13 protein-coding genes are annotated in these 19,089 nt (G+C 49.5%); 3 read left to right on the top strand and 10 right to left on the bottom strand.

Annotated elements, in window-relative coordinates; all coding sequences use genetic code 11:
* Positions 1-5: 5 nt before the first annotated feature.
* Positions 6-2,693: a leucine--tRNA ligase gene (gene leuS / locus B7988_RS11500; RefSeq protein WP_088658018.1), complete on the bottom strand. Its 2,688-nt coding sequence runs from the start codon at positions 2,691-2,693 to the stop codon at positions 6-8.
* 600 nt (positions 2,694-3,293) lie between these two features.
* Entirely contained in the window at positions 3,294-4,571 is a 1,278-nt protein-coding gene (locus tag B7988_RS11495; RefSeq protein WP_088658017.1) for an O-acetylhomoserine aminocarboxypropyltransferase/cysteine synthase family protein, read from the bottom strand.
* A 230-nt stretch (positions 4,572-4,801) separates the two neighbouring features.
* On the opposite strand from B7988_RS11495, the gene B7988_RS11490 reads away from it, so the two are divergent.
* Positions 4,802-5,695: a DMT family transporter gene (locus B7988_RS11490; RefSeq protein ID WP_249268980.1), complete on the top strand. Its 894-nt coding sequence runs from the start codon at positions 4,802-4,804 to the stop codon at positions 5,693-5,695.
* 8 nt (positions 5,696-5,703) lie between these two features.
* Here B7988_RS11490 and B7988_RS11485 read toward each other — a convergent pair whose 3' ends face one another.
* From B7988_RS11485 to B7988_RS11460, 6 genes are read right to left on the bottom strand one after another with little or no spacing between them, the layout of a single operon-like run.
* Complete coding sequence (locus B7988_RS11485) at positions 5,704-5,955, bottom strand: DUF1653 domain-containing protein (RefSeq protein ID WP_088658015.1); 252 nt, start codon at positions 5,953-5,955, stop codon at positions 5,704-5,706.
* 1 nt (position 5,956) lies between these two features.
* Complete coding sequence (locus B7988_RS11480; RefSeq protein ID WP_249268979.1) at positions 5,957-6,826, bottom strand: patatin family protein; 870 nt, start codon at positions 6,824-6,826, stop codon at positions 5,957-5,959.
* Entirely contained in the window at positions 6,826-7,359 is a 534-nt protein-coding gene (locus B7988_RS11475; RefSeq protein ID WP_073323000.1) for an NUDIX domain-containing protein, read from the bottom strand. The genes B7988_RS11480 and B7988_RS11475 overlap by 1 nt, the downstream gene beginning before the upstream one ends.
* Entirely contained in the window at positions 7,343-9,847 is a 2,505-nt protein-coding gene (locus tag B7988_RS11470) for a response regulator (RefSeq protein WP_088658014.1), read from the bottom strand. Before B7988_RS11470 ends, B7988_RS11475 begins: the two co-directional genes overlap by 17 nt.
* Positions 9,831-10,934, bottom strand: a complete 1,104-nt coding sequence (locus tag B7988_RS11465) for a BMP family ABC transporter substrate-binding protein (protein WP_073322996.1) — start codon at positions 10,932-10,934, stop codon at positions 9,831-9,833. Before B7988_RS11465 ends, B7988_RS11470 begins: the two co-directional genes overlap by 17 nt.
* On the bottom strand, positions 10,931-13,477 hold the full coding sequence (locus tag B7988_RS11460; RefSeq protein WP_170930644.1) for a hybrid sensor histidine kinase/response regulator: 2,547 nt from the start codon (positions 13,475-13,477) through the stop codon (positions 10,931-10,933). The genes B7988_RS11465 and B7988_RS11460 overlap by 4 nt, the downstream gene beginning before the upstream one ends.
* Positions 13,478-13,624: 147 nt before the next feature.
* Between B7988_RS11460 and B7988_RS11455 the strand changes: the two genes are divergently transcribed.
* Positions 13,625-14,713, top strand: coding sequence for a serine hydrolase domain-containing protein (locus B7988_RS11455; protein ID WP_088658012.1), 1,089 nt, complete (start codon positions 13,625-13,627; stop codon positions 14,711-14,713).
* Between the two features lie 17 nt (positions 14,714-14,730).
* A complete protein-coding gene (locus tag B7988_RS11450) occupies positions 14,731-15,504 on the top strand; it encodes a sulfite exporter TauE/SafE family protein (RefSeq protein WP_073322990.1) in 774 nt (257 codons plus the stop codon).
* Here the strand turns inward: B7988_RS11450 and B7988_RS11445 are convergent, their stop codons facing one another.
* Both B7988_RS11445 and B7988_RS11440 read right to left on the bottom strand, forming a co-directional pair.
* Positions 15,505-16,455, bottom strand: a complete 951-nt coding sequence (locus tag B7988_RS11445; protein ID WP_088658011.1) for a tetratricopeptide repeat protein — start codon at positions 16,453-16,455, stop codon at positions 15,505-15,507.
* A gap of 15 nt (positions 16,456-16,470) precedes the next feature.
* The gene (locus B7988_RS11440) at positions 16,471-18,840 is read right to left on the bottom strand and encodes a fibrobacter succinogenes major paralogous domain-containing protein (RefSeq protein WP_088658010.1); all 2,370 of its coding nucleotides are present in this window, start codon (positions 18,838-18,840) and stop codon (positions 16,471-16,473) included.
* Positions 18,841-19,089 lie beyond the last annotated feature (249 nt).

Below are 19,089 nucleotides of genomic sequence, written 5' to 3'. Positions count from 1 at the left end.
CGTAATTACTTCACCACAATATTGACGAGCTTGCCGGGGACGACGATGGACTTCACGACGGTCTTGCCAGCCATGAACTCCTTCACGCGGTCGTTGTCCATGGCGAGCTTTTCCAAAGCGGCCTTGTCCATGTCCTTCGCGACACTTGCCTTCGCGCGGACCTTGCCGTTCACCTGGAACACGACTTCCACGGTGTTTTCCACGGCCTTGGAGTGGTCGGCTTCCGGCCAGGCGACGTTCGTGAGTGATTCGTTGTGGCCGAGGATGCTCCACATTTCTTCGGCGATGTGCGGGGCAAACGGGTGCAACAGCTTCACAAAGGTTTCGCACGGTTCGCGGTAGCGCTTGTCCATCTTCATCATTTCGTTGTTGAAGATCATCAGCTGGCTAATCGCGGTGTTGAAACTCATGTTCTCGATGTCGCTCGTGACCTTGATGACGGTCTGGTGCATCACCTTCTCGATAGCTTCCGGAGCGGTTTCATCAACGTAGACCGGAGCGGCATCGTCATCGCCCACCACGGAGCGCCAGGCGCGGCCGAGGAAACGGTTCATGCCTTCGATGCCCTTGGTCTGCCACGGTTTCACGGCGTCGAGCGGGCCCATGAACATTTCGTACAAACGAAGGCTATCGGCACCGTAGTCGCGCACCACGTCATCGGGGTTCACGACGTTCTTCAAAGACTTACTCATCTTCGCCACAATCTGCTTGAGCTCGATGTCGGTTCCCTTCTTGAAGAACTTGCCGTTCTTCTCCTCGACTTCGTCAGTCGGGACCTTGGAGCCCGCGGCATCTTCGTAAGCGAAGGCGAGAATCATGCCCTGGTTGAAGAGTTTCTGGAACGGTTCGTCGGTAGAGACGAGGCCGAGATCGAAGAGCACCTTGTGCCAGAAGCGGCTGTAGAGCAAGTGGAGCACGGCGTGTTCGGCGCCGCCCACGTAGAGGTCCACGGGCATCCAGTACTTTTCGAGTTCCTTAGCGACGAAGGCGTCGCCATTGCAGGCATCGATGTAGCGGAGGTAATACCAGCAGGAGCCAGCCCACTGCGGCATGGTGTTCGTTTCGCGGATACCCTTGCGGCCGTTCTTGTCCGTAACCTGGAGCCATTCGGTGGCGTTTGCGAGCGGGGACTGTCCGCCGTCACCCGGCTTGTAGTCCTTGAGTTCCGGCAGAAGCACCGGAAGTTCGGCGTCATCGACGGTAGAGATTTCGCCATCTTCCCAGTGGATAATCGGGAACGGTTCACCCCAGTAGCGCTGACGGCTGAAGAGCCAGTCGCGGAGCTTGTAGTTCACGGTGGCCTTACCGATCTTGTTCGCTTCGAGCCATTCAATGACCTTCGCGATGCCCTGCTTCTTGTTGAGGCCGTTCAGGCAAAGCGTGTCGTTCTGGCTGTTGATGTAGGTGCCGTCGGCAGCCCAGCAAGCTTCGCCAGCGAGAACCTTCGGGCGAACGTCTTCGGGGCAGCTTGCATCGGGTTCCATGATGCAGATGACAGGCAAATTAAACTTTTTCGCGAAATCGAAGTCGCGGGTATCGTGAGCAGGCACGGCCATGATGGCGCCGGTGCCGTAGCCGGTCAAAACGTAGTCAGCAACCCACACCGGAATCTTCGTGCCGGTGAGCGGGTTCACGGCGTAGCTACCGGTAAACACGCCGGTCTTTTCCTTGGCGAGTTCAGTACGGTCGAGGTCGCTCTTCAATGCGGCGGCGTGCACGTATTCTTCCACGGCGGCCTTCTGTTCGGCAGTCGTGAGTTCCGGCACCATCGCGTGTTCCGGGGCGACGACCATGTAGGTGGCACCGAACAACGTATCGCAACGGGTGGTGTAAACGCGGAGCTTCTTTTCGGTCGGCTTGCCGTTAGCGTCGGCAATCGGGAAGTCCACTTCGGCACCGTAGCTCTTGCCAATCCAGTTCTTCTGCATGTCTTTGACGCCCTGCGGCCAGTCGAGCTTATCGAGGCCCTTCAGCAGGCGGTCGCCGTACAGCGGAATGCGCATGAGCCACTGCTTGAGGTTACGGCGTTCCACTTCCTTGGTGCCGCACTTTTCGTGAGAACCATCGTTCAAGACTTCTTCGTTAGCGCACACAATCTTGCAGTGCTTGCACCACCACACCTGAGCGTCGGCATAGTAAGCGAGGCGCTTAGAGTCCTTGTATTTGCGGACTTCGGCAACACCCTTGGCTTCCACGTCAGCAGGAATCGGGAGTTCTTCGATGGGGCGGCCCTTCTGCTGGTCTTCATCGAACCAGGTGCCGTAAAGGCGCTTGAAAATCCACTGCGTCCACTTGTAATACTTGGGGTCGGTGGTGTTGACTTCCTTGTTCCAGTCGTAAGAGAGACCAAGGCGCTTGATCTGGCGGCGGAAATTGTCGCAGTTCTTCTTGGTCGTGATGGCCGGATGCGTACCGGTCTGGATGGCGTACTGTTCAGCGGGGAGGCCGAAAGCGTCCCAACCCATCGGGTGCAACACATTGAAACCGCGGCTGCGCTTGTAGCGGCAGATGATATCGGTAGCGGTGTAACCTTCGGGGTGGCCCACATGGAGGCCTGCGCCACTCGGGTACGGGAACATGTCCAGGCAGTAATACTTGGGCTTGGACTTATCGGTGCCCGTCTTGAAAGTCTGATGTTCTTCCCAGTAGGCCTGCCACTTGGTTTCGATCTCTTGCGGATTGTACTTAGCCATTATTTTATACCTCTAGTAGGAGCTGCAAGGTATGAGGTTTGAGGTCGCCGTGCCCATACCTCATAGCTCTATAATTTTTCGGGCATAAATTTAGAAAAAAGGCGAGAGCCGCGGCAAAAGTGCGCAAGGCGACAAAGCGCAAAAAACAAGTTTTTGCATTTTTTGACAGCGGGTTTAAGCATGTAATGAATATCGCCAACTCGCTTTAATAAAGTCCATATTTTAAAATCGTTTTTTCTCGAACTCTTACACAAAATCACACAAAATTGTAAAAAAGGAAGCCCCGCCACTTGCGCAGCAGGACTTCCCGAGGTGTTTGATGGACTCCTAGCCCTCAAAAACAATATTATTGTGAACAAAGTTACAATAAAGGGTATTTATTGACAAGGGGTGCAACTGAATTTATTTTATACAAAAAACTTACACTTCATTTTTCTTTTTTTGTCCACAATTTTTACACAAATTAAAACACTTTTTTATTAATCTATACACAAAATTTTTTTTGATACATTTATTAAAATACGTTATTTTATAAGTAATTTGAGTACAAAAAAAGACTCTTGGCATAGCCAAGAATCTCTTTTTGAATGTTAAAAACAATTACACCTTGTCGAGGGCCTGCGTGAGGTCCGCGATAATGTCTTCGACATTCTCGATACCCACGCTGAAGCGGATCAGGTCCGGTGCGACGCCTGCTTCGATGAGCTGTTCGTCGCTGAGCTGACGGTGCGTGTGGCTTGCCGGGTGCAGCACGCAACTGCGGGCGTCGGCCACGTGGGTCACGATGCAAATCATCTTGAGATTGTCCATGAACTGGATGCTCTTTTCACGGCCACCCTTGATACCGAAGGTGAGAACGCCGCAGGGGAGCCCGCCCTTGAACTGCTTCTGGGCAAGTTCGTGGTACTTGTTGCCCTCGAGGCCCGCGTAGTCCACCCAGGCCACCTTCGGGTGGTTCTGCAGGAACTTCGCGCAGGCGAGAGCGTTCTCGCAGTGGCGCGGCATGCGCAGGTGAAGCGTTTCGAGGCCAACGTTCAGGAGGAACGCATTCTGCGGAGCCTGGATGCTGCCGAGGTCGCGCATGAGCTGGGCCGTAGCCTTCGTGATGAAGGCGCCCTTGCCGAAAGCCTTCGTGTAGGCAAGACCGTGGTAGCTCGGGTCCGGTTCGGTTAAGCCCTTGAACTTGTCATGATGGGCTTCCCAGTCGAAGTTTCCGCTATCCACGATGCAGCCACCCACGGCCATCGCGTGACCGTCCATGTACTTGGTGGTGGAATGGGTCACGATGTCCACGCCGAATTCAATCGGGCGGCAGAGAATCGGAGTCGGGAACGTGTTATCGACAATCATCGGCACGCCGTGCTTGTGGGCGATGTCCGCGAAGCGCTTGAGGTCCAGAATCTTGCCGGCCGGGTTTGCAACCGTCTCGCCAAAGAAGCACTTGGTGTTCGGGCGGAAGGCCTTCTCGATTTCCTCGTCGCTAGCGTCCTGGTCCACGAATGTGCATTCGATGCCGAGCTTCTTCATCGTCACGGAGAAGAGGTTGCTAGTACCACCGTAAATAGCGCTGGTGCTGATGAAGTGGTCGCCCGCCTCGCAGATGTTGAACACGGCGAAGAAGTTCGCCGCCTGACCGGAACTCGTGAGCATCGCTGCCACACCGCCTTCCATGGCCGCAATCTTGGATGCCACGGCATCGTTGGTGGGGTTCTGCAGGCGCGTGTAGAAGTAGCCGCTGGCCTTCAGGTCGAACAGGTCGGCCATCGCGTTGCTGGACTCGTACTTGAAAGTGGTGCTCTGGTAGATGGGAAGGACGCGCGGTTCGCCGTTTTTCGGCTGCCAGCCGCCCTGTACGCACAAAGTTTCGATCTTGGACATTTTTGCCTCTTGTTAAAAACTTATCTATAGGTAGTTGCTCATTTGGGGCGACTAACATATTTTATTTATGGTTAAATATAGAAAAACACTATCGCTTGGCAATGCACTTATGCAAATATCTGCATATATAATTCCGATATCTACCCATAGCTTTTTTCTATAACTAGAAATTCACGATTATTTGATCTAAAAAACTATTTTTTTTCACAATGACTCCCGCACGCAATAATATGGCCCTATGGCATTTACTCGCCATTATAACTATCACCTTTTGGGGCACGAGCTTCGTAAGCACAAAAGTGCTCTTGAATCACGGGTTCTCGGCGGTGCAAGTTTTTTCGCTGCGTTTTGCGGTTACATACCTGATTCTTCTGGCAGCAAGCCACAAACAGTTCCGTTCTGAAAACTGGAAACACGAACTGATTCTTTTTATTTGCGGCATTACCGGATGCACGCTCTATTTCTGGACAGAGAATACGGCCCTCACGCTTTCGCAGTCAAGTAACGTCTCGCTCATCGTCTGCACCAACCCATTGCTTATCATGATTCTCGGCGGTCTCATTTACAAGAGCGAACGGCTCGGCAAGCGGCAAATTCTCGGATGCCTGATCACGTTTGTCGGAATGGTGCTCGTGGTCTTGAACGGAAAATTCATTTTAAAGCTTTCGCCTGTGGGTGATTTACTCGCCTTCAGTGCCGGGCTTATGTGGGCAACCTTTTCGCTAATCATTAAACAACTAAACGGCAAATACAGTTCCCTGTTCATCACGCGCAAGATGTTCTTTTACGGAACGCTCTCCTCTATTCCCGCCATGATTGTCGAAGCCCACGGTAGCGTTTCTAAAGCCCTGGACATTCCGTGGCACCATTTTACGGAACCCGTCGTAACGCTCAACTTTCTATGTCTAACCGTATTCTCGTCGCTATTCGGCTATCTTATCTGGAACAGCGTTCTTAAGCGTTTGGGCGTCGTACTTGCAAGTAACTACGGCTACGCCGTCCCCATGGTGACAATGATTACGGCAACCATCGCCCTCAGCGAGCAAATCACCGCCGTTGCCATCGTGGGTGCGGTAGCGATTATCGCGGGCATGGTCCTTGCGGAAATGAGACGCAGCAAATAAAATCGGAATTAGGGATTCACGGTCATATCGGTAAAGCGGTCGACGATAGTACCGTCGGCAAGCGTCACCTTGCTCTCGAAATCTTCACGATCGCGCACCCATAAAGTTCCCTTCGGGTGGTCGGGAGTCTCGTATTCGCTGCGGTAAACCACGAGCGGCTTGACCGATTCACAATCTAGAGCGTCGGCGGTGACGACGGTGTAGATCATCGTTTCTTTTTTGTAATGGCGATAGCGGTGACCGGCAATTGCTTTCGACATATTACTTTTCCAGAAATGCGAGCAGTTTAGGCATGAGTGCGGTTGCGTCTTTTACGCCGAGATCGTACAGTTTTACGAGTTTGGACTTGTCTTTTTCCAAGCGATCGATTTTGAAGCTTTCGCTCGGACGGATCATGAACGCAGAACCTTGAGCGACACGTTCCTCTAGCGTGCGCAGGCACTGGTTGTAGCGAATGTGGCGGTTTCTTGCCGCTTCGATAAACTTGGGGTACTTGCGGTAGAAAAGCTTGAACAGGGGAATCATGGAGTTCGGTTTCTTGACAAAGCCTTCGGGCTGTGTGACGATAACGACCTGTTTTTTGTAACCCATGCCCGTAAACACTTCGAACGGAATGCTGTCGCCGACACCACCATCCAGAAGCTTCATGCCGTCAACTTCTACGATATGGCTCATGAGCGGGAGCGAGGCCGAGGCGCGAATCTTGTCCATGTCTTCGGGCTTGTCTAAATCGCGGGTGAGCAGATATTCCGCGTCGCCCGTTTCCAAATTCGTAGCGACTGCGTAGAATTTTGTTTCGGATGCATTCTCGCGGAATTTTTTGAAGTCAAACGGATCGATGACACGCGGGATTTCGTTATAGCAGTATTCGATTTCGAAAAATTCACCGGTGCGAATCAGGTTGCCCCAGCTCATGTAGCGCTTGCTTGCTGAATGAATGGTGTCGAGGCGCTTGTTGCGTTCGCGTTGTTCCGACAGATAACTGCAAAGGTGCGTGGCTCCCGCCGAGGTTCCGGCGCATGCTCCAAACTTGATTCCGTTATCTAAAAATACATCCAGTACGCCGGCCGAATACGCGCCACGCATGCCGCCGCCTTCAACAGCAAGCGCAATATCCTTATACATCGCCATTAGGCATTCTCCATGAGCCACAAATAATCTTTCGGATGTTCAACGAACTTTTCAGGGTGTAACTTATGCTTTGCAAAGAATTCTTCGCGAGTCATCCAGGTAAAGCTATCGACCTCGCCGGGTTGCGGCACAAGCGAATTCGCTTCTTCGTCGTTTAACGAAATCTTGTAGACGTCGTAGTATTCGTTGTCGAGGTAAGAGCCGCCGTTAAGCACGCTTTCGTGCTTAGCCTCGAATAGATATTCGAGGTCGCGCGAACTCTTGTGCACGCCCAGTTCTTCGCGCAGTTCGCGCACGGCGGCATTCACGCTGGAATCGCCTGCCGAAATATGGCCCGCGCAACTCGTGTCGAAAAGTCCGGGGTTGTTTTCTTTCACGCGACTGCGAAGCTGGAACAGAATGCGGCCTTTGCTGTCAAACGCCCAGATATGCACCGTGCGGTGCCACAATCCCTTGGCATGAACTTCGGTACGCCCACGAGAATATCCGGCAGGAGTCCCATCCGCATTCAAGATATCAATTTGTTCTTCCATCCATCACTCGCTCTTTAATCGCTTTGACAATGCGTCTGTATTCGCGCATCAAGTCATCATGGCGAACCCGCACATAGTCGTAGTCGCCTTCGTTGCAGGCAAATTCCATCGCCTTTGCAATACTTGCAATCTCAACCGCACCAATGTAAAGCGAAGAACTCTTCAGCATCTGCACCATCAAACGGTAACTTTCGAAGTCTTCGTCCTTGAACAACTTGTTCAAGACCACATCGTACTGTTTATCGACATAAACCATCATCTTCTTGCGATAAAGGGCTTCATTCCTTTCGCAACAGAACAGGCCAACCGAGATATCCAACACATCGCTAGGTAGGTTCTCGTTCGTCTTTTTCGGTTCCTGAATCAGCATCGGTTTCTTTACAGGCTTTTCTTCTGCAGGCGAAGGCTCTTCCACTTCTTCTTTCTTGGGCAATTCATCGTAATGCTTAATCAACTCCTTCGGCAAGAACTTCAGGAGAATCGTAAACAGGGCATCTTCGTGAACCGGCTTCGTCAAGAAATCGGCAAATCCCGTCGTCTCGCAAATCGTCTTTGCAGAAGCGCTATCTTCGGCAGTAAGCATCACAATCGGCGTATGCTGATTCGGGTGATCGTCCAGCGTCTTCATGATTGTCAGAATATCCAAGCCATCGACAATCGGCATCGTATGGTCAAGGAATATCATGTCGTAATGGTTACGCCTGAACTTTTCAATCGCCTCCATACCGTTCGAAACCGAATCAAAGCGGGCCAATGTTTCTTTTATAAGTCCGCTCATCACGCGCAAATTCATGGGCACATCGTCAATGGCCAGAATTGATGCATTCGGTGCAAAGAAATGAATGGACTTGTTTTCGGACACATGCACGAATTCGTTGTACCGCGTCTTAAAATCACCCATCAGTTCGTTTTTGACGACTTTCTGCGGGATTGCAATTTCGACAACCGGAAGCCCATCCGCAATATGGCTACTCCTGATTGTACCGCCGAGAGCGCCCACCAGCATCTTGACAAGCGTCAGCGAAGCCCCCGTCCAGCTGACGCCCGCATCCGGCACATCAATCACCAAGTCAATCTTCTGAGTACTTTCTTCACCGTTTTCGTCTTCGGCCCAGCGGTAACCAATTTGAACAATGTTTGCACTGTTGACGACCAGGCGTTCTGCGTTGAACAAGATATTACTTACAATCTGCCACAAGCGCGATTCATCGCCTTCAAGCTGAGTCGGAATCGAAGAATCGACCAACAGTTCGAACTCCACCGGCTTTTTGCGGTTACGGGCCGCACTGTAACAATCACAGAGGACAGCAAACAGGTCGTATTCCTTGATCGAAATTTCAAGGCTGTTCGTGCGGATTTTGTTCATGTCCAAAATATCGTTCGAAAGCAAAAGCAGTTCCTGGCCCGAAGCGCGCATTTCCGAAACGTATTCCTTGAGCGAAGAATTAGCCGATTCCCTCAAGACAATCGCGCCCATATTCAAGACATTCATCGCCGGATTGCGAATATCCTGGCCCACGGAATCCATCATGCGCAAGCGATCCAGTTCGTCGCTTACCAAATGTCCCTTCAAGTGAGATTCCCGATTCCTGCGAACCAAGAAGAATCGAATTCCAAGGCCCGTCAAGAACAGCAGCATCAAGAATCCGACAACCCAGAACACCAAGAAAGATAACTGGTTCAAACCGTCCGATACATCTTCGCCGGCAACCATTCCCGCAAGCATGAAATCGTCTTGCGAAGGCTTCGCCATATAGAAGTAATAGGTCTCGTTTCCTACTTGGACATTTCTTGCCGAGGCAAGTCCGCCATGGTCCATATCCTGACGGAGCCAGCCATAAATCTTGCCAACATCGACTTCACTCCACACAGAATCCTGGCGCCACTTTCCGGTATTATTCTGGATCAGGACCCGGCCATCGTTATCGATTATCTGAGTAAAGCATTTCTTCTCAAAGCAATCCGCATCGAAGAAATCGTTTATCGGGATTTCGTCGTACTGCAAGTACAGCACAAATCGGACGTTATGGCCATGGAACACCGGAACGCCAAGCAAAATCCCCATCCTTTCGCTGTAGCAAACCGATTGTCTGCCGCGGAACGATCCCATGATACACCGGTAAGTTTCGTCCGGCAGCATGAACCGCGAAGAATCCACGTACACCGTTCCATCAAGCGCAATCAAGCCATAGCTAGAATTTTCGTCCTTCACGTCCGACAGGGCTAAGAAATCTTCCACGCGCGCGCCGTCAGTTTCTATTTTACGCGCAACCATCGAAAGGGCATCCAGCTGTGCATGCAATTTTTCGTCCACAAGATGGGCGGTCAATACGGCTTGCTGCGACACATGCTTTGTTACATAGGCATCCAAAAGTGTATCGAGCTTTACTCGAAGCAATACGCAAACAAGACACAGGACAAACACGACGGAGGCAAGCCAAACCACCATCTTGATGTTGATCTTCGCGCTTCTAGGGGTTAGTTCCATCGACTACCCCCTTGACGAACCAATCGAACCGATTCAGCATCTCATCGTCGGTCATGCTTTCGCCTTCGCCTACACGGATTTCACCTTGGTTATCTTCGATTGGACCGTAAAACACATCGAACTTGCCTTGCGTCAAGTGAATTTTTTCTTCTTCGACAATCTGACGTATCGACGCTTCGACATTGCGAGTCATCTCGGCCAAGTCCATCATGCCGCTTTCTAGCCCAAGCCAATAAGAACGCCCTTCAAATTTATCCTGGAGGACCTCGCGAATCTTGGGAACATAGAAATTTTCCCAGTGCCAAACCGGCGCCGTCAAGAACCTATCCGGGAACCTTTTGGAATTGTCCCTATTGTAACCGATAATCCAGACGTTTCTTTCGTCTGCAATGTTGTACGGAGACAACGCATCCAGATGAGTCGTCAGGACATCGATATTGTGATTATCAAGCAACGAGCGGGTCGAATCGGCAGCCCTGTTTTCATCGTTCCACGATCCGGTCCAGCTGACAAACACCTTCGCTTCGGGATTAACCTTCTGAACACCAAGCGCAAACGCATTGATGCCGCGATTCACTTCAGAAATATTGAGCCCGGCCACATAACCGATTTCGTTCGTTTTCGTCTTCAATCCGGCCACAATTCCCGAAAGATAACGTAGTTGGTACATACGGCCAAAGAAACTGGACAAATTCGTCATCGATTTCAGTCCGGTCGCATGAAAGAACGTGACTTCCGGATGGTTTCTCGCCACAGCCATTTCGGCCGCGCCATAACCAAACGAAGTCGCTATGACAATCTTGGCTCCTTTGCGAACAGCTTCTTCCATAGTATCCTGCGCCGTTGAATCGAGCGGGACATTCTCATAATAGGTAACTTCCAAATTCAATAGGGCTTGGGCTTGCGCTTTCTGAATCGCTTCGCAATGAGATTCGTTCCAGCTATGGTCATTACAGAGCCCCGCCATAATCACGGCAACACGAACTTTTTCCGGCTTTTCCTGGAATCCCGTTTCGGAGCCGAACATGAGCAACACGCCCACAATCATTGCAATCGCCAGCGCAGATGTTAGGACCATCCATTTCATCGTTCGTCAAGCCCCCTCTGGATGTTTTCAATCAGTTCAGCATGCAGAGCCATGGCGAGCTCATGAGTATCTTGAACAATTTTCATTCGAGATTCGCGGCTTGCCGTTTCCAGATTACGGAATATTTCCGCCATCGAGATTGCCCCAATGGCGACAGACGAATCATAAAGCACATGCATGTAGAAACGGTAATTGTCCCAGTCGGAATTCTTGTAGCAGGTATCCACGTTTCTACACAGCGGAGAACCGACGTATTCCTGTAGCATTTCTACGTAGATTTCTTCGTCGTCGGCGCAGTAGTTCAAACCGGCCTTGATATCCAGGAACTCACTGAAGGCCTTGAAGCGGTCAAGCAGCGTCGGCGCCGTAATCGACCGCAGTTCAAGTTCGTCATCTCCGAACGTCGTTCCAATCTTGTTGCTAGACGTACTGCCCACTCCGTTCATCAAGTTCACCGTCGGGACCACAGGTTCCGTCAAGTCCTCGGGAGTCAGCACTAGCTGCTTGGGCAAGTACCACTTCATGGTGCGACGCAGGTCACGTTCCTTGACCGGCTTAAGCAAATAATCGGCAAAGCCTTCGGCAAGGAACGAATCCTTGGCAAACGATTCCCCTTCAGACACAAGGGCTATCACAGGCGTATCCTTGTTCGGATACTTGTCCATCATCCTCATTTTTCTAAAGACATCCACACCGTCCATCACCGGCATCATGTGGTCCAAGAAAATCAGGTCGTAATGTCTGGATTCTACCAGTTGCAAACACTGGTGACCGCTCAGGGCTTCGTCAATCTTCACTCTCGAATTGTTCAAGAAGCCGCGGAACATCTTGATATTCAGTTCAACGTCATCGACAATCAAAATTCTTGCTTCAGGTGCCAAGAACACTTCGGCCACTTCCTTGTTCTTGCGCGAGGCATTCCTGTAGCGCATCACAAAGTCGCCCATGGGTTCTGTATTCAGCACCAGCTGCGGAATTTCTACCAGGAACGAAGATCCTTCGCCGTAGCGGCTGTTAATCGTTATTTGCCCGCCGCACTTCGCCAAGAGCTCTTGTGTTAGGCTAAGTCCAAGACCCATCCCCTCGATATCGCTTTCATCTTTTGGATTCTTGGGAAGGTACCTTTTGAATATGGTATCGCGGTCTTCCTTGCGGATGCCGACACCAGTGTCCTTGACGGCTATCTTCAACATGATGTAGTCGTCTGTCCGGAGCGAACCAATCGGCGGCAAGTTGTCAAAGCCCACCGACAAGGAAACACCACCCACTTCGGTAAACTTGACCGCATTCGAAAGCAGGTTGTTGATAATCTGGATAATACGATTCTGGTCGCCCCACAGGCAAGACGGAATATCGGGATCGCAATCAATGTGGAAGGTCAGGCCCTTCGCCTTCGCCTTCGGTTCATTTTCATTGTAGCATTCCTGCAAAACCGTAAAGACGTCGTATTCCATCGATTCAATACTCAGGCGGCCCGACTCGATTTTCGAAACATCCAGGACATCGTTCACCAACGAAATAATGCTTTGACCCGCACTCTGGATGTTATTGGAATATTCCTTCATGTTGTCATCGTGCAGTTCCTTTTGCACAATGGAATTCATACCGAGAATACCATTCACCGAAGAACGAATCTCGCGGCTCATGCTCGTAAGGAACGCCGTCTTGGAGCGGTTCACGCGAATAAGCCTCAAGTATTTTGCAAATACCGCCGTGAACAGCAATACAAACAATACATAAATCAAGAAGATAAGAATCGCATTGCGCAAGACAGCAATATTCAAGGTCTTCCAGAGAGTACGTTCTTCAACAAGGCGGACTACATACCAGTCACCCTGCACCAGCGCCGAGAATACGCGATAGTCCCTGCCTCTCAGGTTAAAGACAAACGGTTCTTCGCTGGCAAACGAAATCGCCCGGGCCAGTTTTTCCTCGTCCGTGCCCCAGAAATCAGCCGACAAGTAGTTCTTTCCATTCTGGGTAATATCCGTGTGCGAAATAACCACACCCTTCTTGTCGATAATGACCAACATGTTCGACAAGTCACTCTTCTTGACATCGGCAATTAAGTCTTTCAAGAACAGATCAACCGCAAGAACGCTTTTCTTATCGGAAAGGCGCAAACTGATGGTCACCACCTGTTCGCCACTGTGCGGATCCAGGTGAGTCGGAATCAAGGCAACCTTGTCCTTTTCCATAGGGGCATTCTGGTACCAGGGTCTAACCGAAGGTACATAACCTGCGGCAGGAGTCCAACGGCCGCCGCTCAGGAATTCATCGCGGAGCAATCCAAACATATTGCACAAGACAATATCGTTCGAATGTCTGTAATATTCCGCTTCGGAAACCAGCAGCGATTCCATCTGCGCCAACGTAGCCCCATGATCCAAACTCTTTTCTGCGATGCGAGTGGTTACGCGCAGCACCGATTCGCCGCGGGCCAAGAATCCGTTGATCGCTTCTGCATCCTTGGCATTGGACATCTTGCCCGCGAGCAAGGTTTCTTGTTTTACGGATTCCAAATAATCTTTGAATATGTACACGCCGACTGTGGCAAAGGCCAGCCCCACCACAACAAGGATTATCCCGTAAAGAACTCTTACGCGATTCTCGTTTTCTATAGTCCTAGAGAACACAATCAAAATATAAGATATTTCGGAATAAAAATTCACTATGCTATATTTCTATACATGAAGTTCGAAAAAGAAACATTAGAAGGCCTGCTCAAGAGGGCTGAATCCGAGGGAATTTTCAACAAAGCAGTCGCCGGATTCATTCTACCCGACGGTCGCCGTGAAATTTTGACGCTAAACACGCCCAAAAATACGGTTTTCGACATCGCAAGCCTCACCAAGGTGTGCCCCACCTCCACACTCGCCCTGAGTTACATTCTCGAAGGCAAGCTCTCGGTCGATACAAAGGTCATTGACTTCATTCCCGAACTCCAGACCAATTACCGCGAAGACATTCGTGTTTTCCACTTGCTGACGCACAGTCTCGATTACCGTGTGCCCATGAAGACCCTGCGCACGTTGCCCGCCGAAGGCATTTTGAACGCACTGTATACATACCAGTTTGAGAAGGCGCCCGGCGCAGATTTTAATTACGGCAACCCCGCCAGCGTACTTCTTGGAATCATATTGCAGCGCCTTATGGGCAAGGACTTGCAGCAGCAAGGCCGCGAGCGTTTCTTTATTCCGCTCGGCATGACACGCTCCGGCTGGGATCCGCTAACCCGCGACTGGAATCCGATTCCGAAAGCAGAAATCTCGCCGACCGAAATTTGCAGTTTCAGGGGCCGCGAAATCCAGGGTGAAATTCACGACGAAAGCGCCTGGGTGCTGCGAAAGCTGTTCCCCGTCGGCAGCGCCGGCATGTTCAGCTGCGTGCCCGACTTGCTGAATTTTGTACAAATGATTTTGAACGATGGTGTGATTGCGAATGGATGTGGCGGGGAATGCGCACGGGTCGCTCCGGCGGGAATTCTCAAGATGGTCAGCGAAAACGCCTTTGCGCTCGATTCGGCCAGCAAGTATTCCACCGCCAAGGACGCCTGCACCGCCCTCGGCTGGGAACTGAGCAACGCAAAATTCATGGGCACAAAAATTTCGCCGCGTACCTTCGGCAAGACGGGATTCACCGGCGCAAGCATCGTAGCCGACCCCGACAAGGGTGCTGCCGTGGTGCTGCTCAGTAACTTTACCTACCCGCACCGCGAAGCGAACGCCGACCGCATCCACGCCTTCCGCGCATCCCTTAGCGACGCCTTCTTCGGATAATTCTATATTTGGGCGCGATGAATTTCGAGCCTACAGCACTTGCACTTTACGCCGCCTATTTCGTATTAGGCGCAGTGGTAAGTCTTATCAATAGTATCGCAGGCGGCGGCTCTACCTTGAGCCTTCCTATCATGATTTTTCTCGGGATGCCCGCCACTGTTGCAAACGGTACGAATCGTATAGGACTCATTATCGGGAATTTCAGCAGCGCCTTCAACCTGGCGCGTCATGGCTACCTGAACAAGCGCATTTTCTTTCAACTGCTCACGCCCACTATCCTCGGAGCCCTTCTTGGAGCGTGTTTCCTAGTGCGTATCGGTGACAAGCTGTTCCAGGCAATTCTTGCCGTCGTCATCTGCCTTGTGGTTATCATGAGCAACCTGCGCAAGGATATTCTAGGCAAGCCTCCGGTGGCACCGCCCGAAAAACTCACCCTCAAGGGCGCACTCGGCTTTTTCGGCATTGCCGTCTACGGTTGCATCGTGCAAGTCGGTGTCGGATTCGTGCAGATTTTTGGACTCACGCGCTACACCGGACTTTCGCCAATCCAGATTAACGCCCTCAAGAATTCCCTCACCAACGTGTTCTTGGTGGTAAGTACCGTCACCCTTGGAATCAACGGCAAAATCAACTGGCCCATTGCGGTGTTGATGGCAGGTGGCGCCTGGGTTGGAGGCTATTTCGGAAGCTTTTTGCAGCGTAAAAAAGGCAACAAGTTTATTCAGCGATTCATTAGCGTCTGCAGCATCGGCATGGCTATAGCGCTCGTGGTGGACTTGATTGTGAAATAATCAACTCTTGATGTTCTTGTAATGTTCAACCAGCTGTTTTAAGTTGAACGCTTCCTTTTTTTCTTGTACGGTTTTTAAACCCGACATGATTTCGGCGAAGTAATTCGCCAATTCCGCGTCGCCGGCCAAAAAAGCTTCTTCACAATTCTTTTTTGCCACCGCCACGACTTCCGGATTAAATCCGAGTGTAACGCCAAAGCGCTTTAAAGACTCCGTCATGCTCCCGTCATTCGATTGATCAAGCTCAACATCGACCATCGTGGCATACCCCAAAATGTCGTCGACGATTTCATCTAGAACACAGCCGGAATCCGTATAATTCAACCGCGCAAAACTGCAGTATACCGCTTCCAGATACATCTTTTTGTAAAGGAAGTAATTGCGCAGGAATCTAAAACAGAGAATCAAGTCGTTTGTCCTGTAGGCGACTTTCATGGCAGCCACTGCATCTTCTACTACATTCTCCCAACGTCCTTGATCGCTATGGATTCGTGCAAGCATGAGCCTGTATTTTGCCGAAACCGGGTTCCATTTTGTCGCATTGGACATTGCCTTTTCTGCGTCAGGATAATTTGCCAGGTTCAATTCCAAAAGGCCTGCCTGCCGCCAAATAAATTCCATCGGGCAGCAGGAATGAACGTTCTTTACCAATCGACTTGACTGAGCCTCAAAATAATGCTTGTAAAGCGCACGCTCCATTCTGCTAGAAACAGAAATATATTCAACAGAACCGTCAGAAACAAACGGATGATCTTCAGCCACCTTCATCAAAGGCCTGATAATGTCCAATGCAGTCTGGTAATCCCTTTCGTTAGTTTGCACATCGAGCGATTCCTGCAAAAGGCTCATCACGCCATCTCGCCCTTCGAAAACCTGGAGCTTTTTCCCAAAGATGACCGTCCGAACACGGAACAAGGCTTCAAGCGTATTTATTCTGTCAGTAAAAAACATGTCATCCCCTTAGACTTAATCCTTAACACAGCGTACAGAATATCCCCAATGTTTCAAGCTAATGGCAACCTTGACATTTTGGGTATAATGATGAAATTCCATGACATATCCGTAATGGAGGCCTTCTTCTGTGGGACTCCAATAACTGACAAGCTTGTCTTCGGCGGTGTAACCACTTGCATTTTCCATCTGATAGCCCACAGGAATTGCATTGAATCCGTACAAATCCGTCCCATTGCTGCTGACACCATCATCCGTGTCGGACCACCCCTCTTTAGACTTCAAGGGAATTGCGCCATTTTTTGCACCACCCACAGCAGCAATCAAAGTTTCCCATTCACTATTTTCGGGTAAATGCCAACCATCAGGGCATATACCTTGTACAGGATACTTTGGAGTGCATTCGTATTTCCATCCACACTTACTATTCGCCGTATCCATCACAGCAGCCCAAGTGTAAAGGCGTCCATATTTATCGCAATTCTTAGAGTCATCATCATAGCAAACACTGCCATAGCTAACACCATCAATTTGGTAATCGTAATTCAAGTTTTCAGCCATCCACATTTGGCCTTTTATTCCTATCGTTTTATACGTCTTACCATCTCTTGCATCCTTAAACGAGCCCGTATTCAAATGATCAAAATCAAACGTCCAGCCATCTTCGGTACATTTGTAATAAGAATACTGATTTGCAAGTAAAACACTTTCATTTTTCAGATAACTGACACAACCCTTTTCCCCATCAATTTCCTCCTTTGATGCAGGGCGCAACGTATCCTTGTCAAAGACATATTTCTTCCCAGAAATGGGACCTGTCAAAATTGTACCATCCTTGTCATTTTTCGGTTTCCATTCAACAGTATCTTTTTCAATATCAGTTGCAAGGCGCCACTTGGAATCTCCCACGCAAACAAAGCGTTCTTGCGTCTTACTAGTATCCGCATATTTTGCAGCATAATACTTGGACTTGCCATTCAACACATTTTTGACAGTTCCCTTGGGAACGCTATCGCTACCGCAAACACCAAGACCATTTTCTACACTCCAATACTGATGGATGTATTTTGCAAAAGCCGCATTTGATTTCATCAATGCCACGGAATCCTTTTCATCTATTTTCTGTGCCCAATCAGCAATGGCAGCTAATGTTTTCTCATCATCCCACTTGCCGTCTTCCTTGATATCATCAGATATTTCAGTCAAAAGAACGGACAAATCTGCTTCGTTTCTATCTCCTTGCAACAACACTGATACCGCCAACAGAGCTGCATCAGCGTTCGTCTTGCCCATTACATCTAGTCTTTCAGATTTTTCGAACTCTGAAGCATCAATATAGAACTGTTTAAATATTTCGGATTGGGCGATAGTCTTCGCCGAATCAACACTCATTTTCTTTTGGGTGACCAAATAATGAACACGTTCAAATTCCAAATGCGTCAACAAATTCACATTCGCAAATTTGTCTTTGGAAACATCAATAAGACTTTTTAACTTTATTGAAGAACTCGTAACAGTCTCTGTTAATTCATTCTTATAACGGCCTTCCGCCAAAAGCATTGCATATTGGCAAATTAGATCTATATCTGAAAATTTAAAGCGACCATCATCAGACTTGATGGTGGTTTCAAAATTCCCTTTAGTCTGCTTTAAGGTTTTTCCGTCAGCCAATTCATACAGATAAACAGAAGATCCTTTCAAGAATGGACCTTTTTGAGCAACTCCTGTAAGTGAATCGATTGTCACAGCAATATCGTCAGAGGCGCCCCCGATAAAAAATGTGAGAGAATCCGAGCCGCAAACAATACGGGCATTCGTATCATCAATTTTCTTTATTGAACAACCCACTCCATCTTTTCCGTCCTTACCATCTTTTCCATCCTTGCCGTCGCGACCATTATACACAACACCGACTGAATCTGCACCACAGAGAATCTTCAAGCCGCTATTATCTTGCAAAGGTACAGCATTACAACTTTTTCCATCCTTGCCATCAGCGCCGTTCTTTCCGTCTTTACCATCAACGCCATCTTTACCATCCTTACCATCGATCCCATCTTTTCCATTCAACAGAACCGCAACGGAATCACCATCGCACAAGACCTTTATTCCAGAATCATCTGCCAAAGGTTCCATCAAACAACCTTCTGGAGTCTCATCTTCTATCGGGAAAACATCGGTAGTATTTTTAGAAGTTGAGTCACTACAAGCAAGCAAACCCAGCGATCCAAGCGAGCAGAACGCCATTATGCTTTTAAGAAAAATTTTGTACACCATCATTTTGCTCCCATTTTTAGGCGATTTACTCTTTGCTGAAATATACATTATCAGAAGATGAATCTGAGAATCCCATTTGCCGAGAAATAAATATTCCCCAAAATTCACTCAGTATCTGCATTTTCCCACCCTTTTTGACGCAAAGTACTAAAGCTTGACTAAACTCTTATAAAAAGTTATATTAATAGTTGTATTAGGATCCCCCATACGTGGGGCAAGTTAAACTCTCTGCTTGATGTCGCAGCATACACTGCAGGACCCCTATGAGGAGACAGGCCTCAGACTTTCAACGTAGAGCATCAAAGGCATAATGCTAGGAGTAAGGTATGGCTACATCGAGCATTACACATAATTTTG

It is taken from the genome of Fibrobacter sp. UWB1 (assembly GCF_002210325.1).
GTDB lineage: Bacteria > Fibrobacterota > Fibrobacteria > Fibrobacterales > Fibrobacteraceae > Fibrobacter.
Note: the sequence above shows the minus strand (reverse complement) of the source record. Positions and strands in the feature narration are given on the sequence as shown.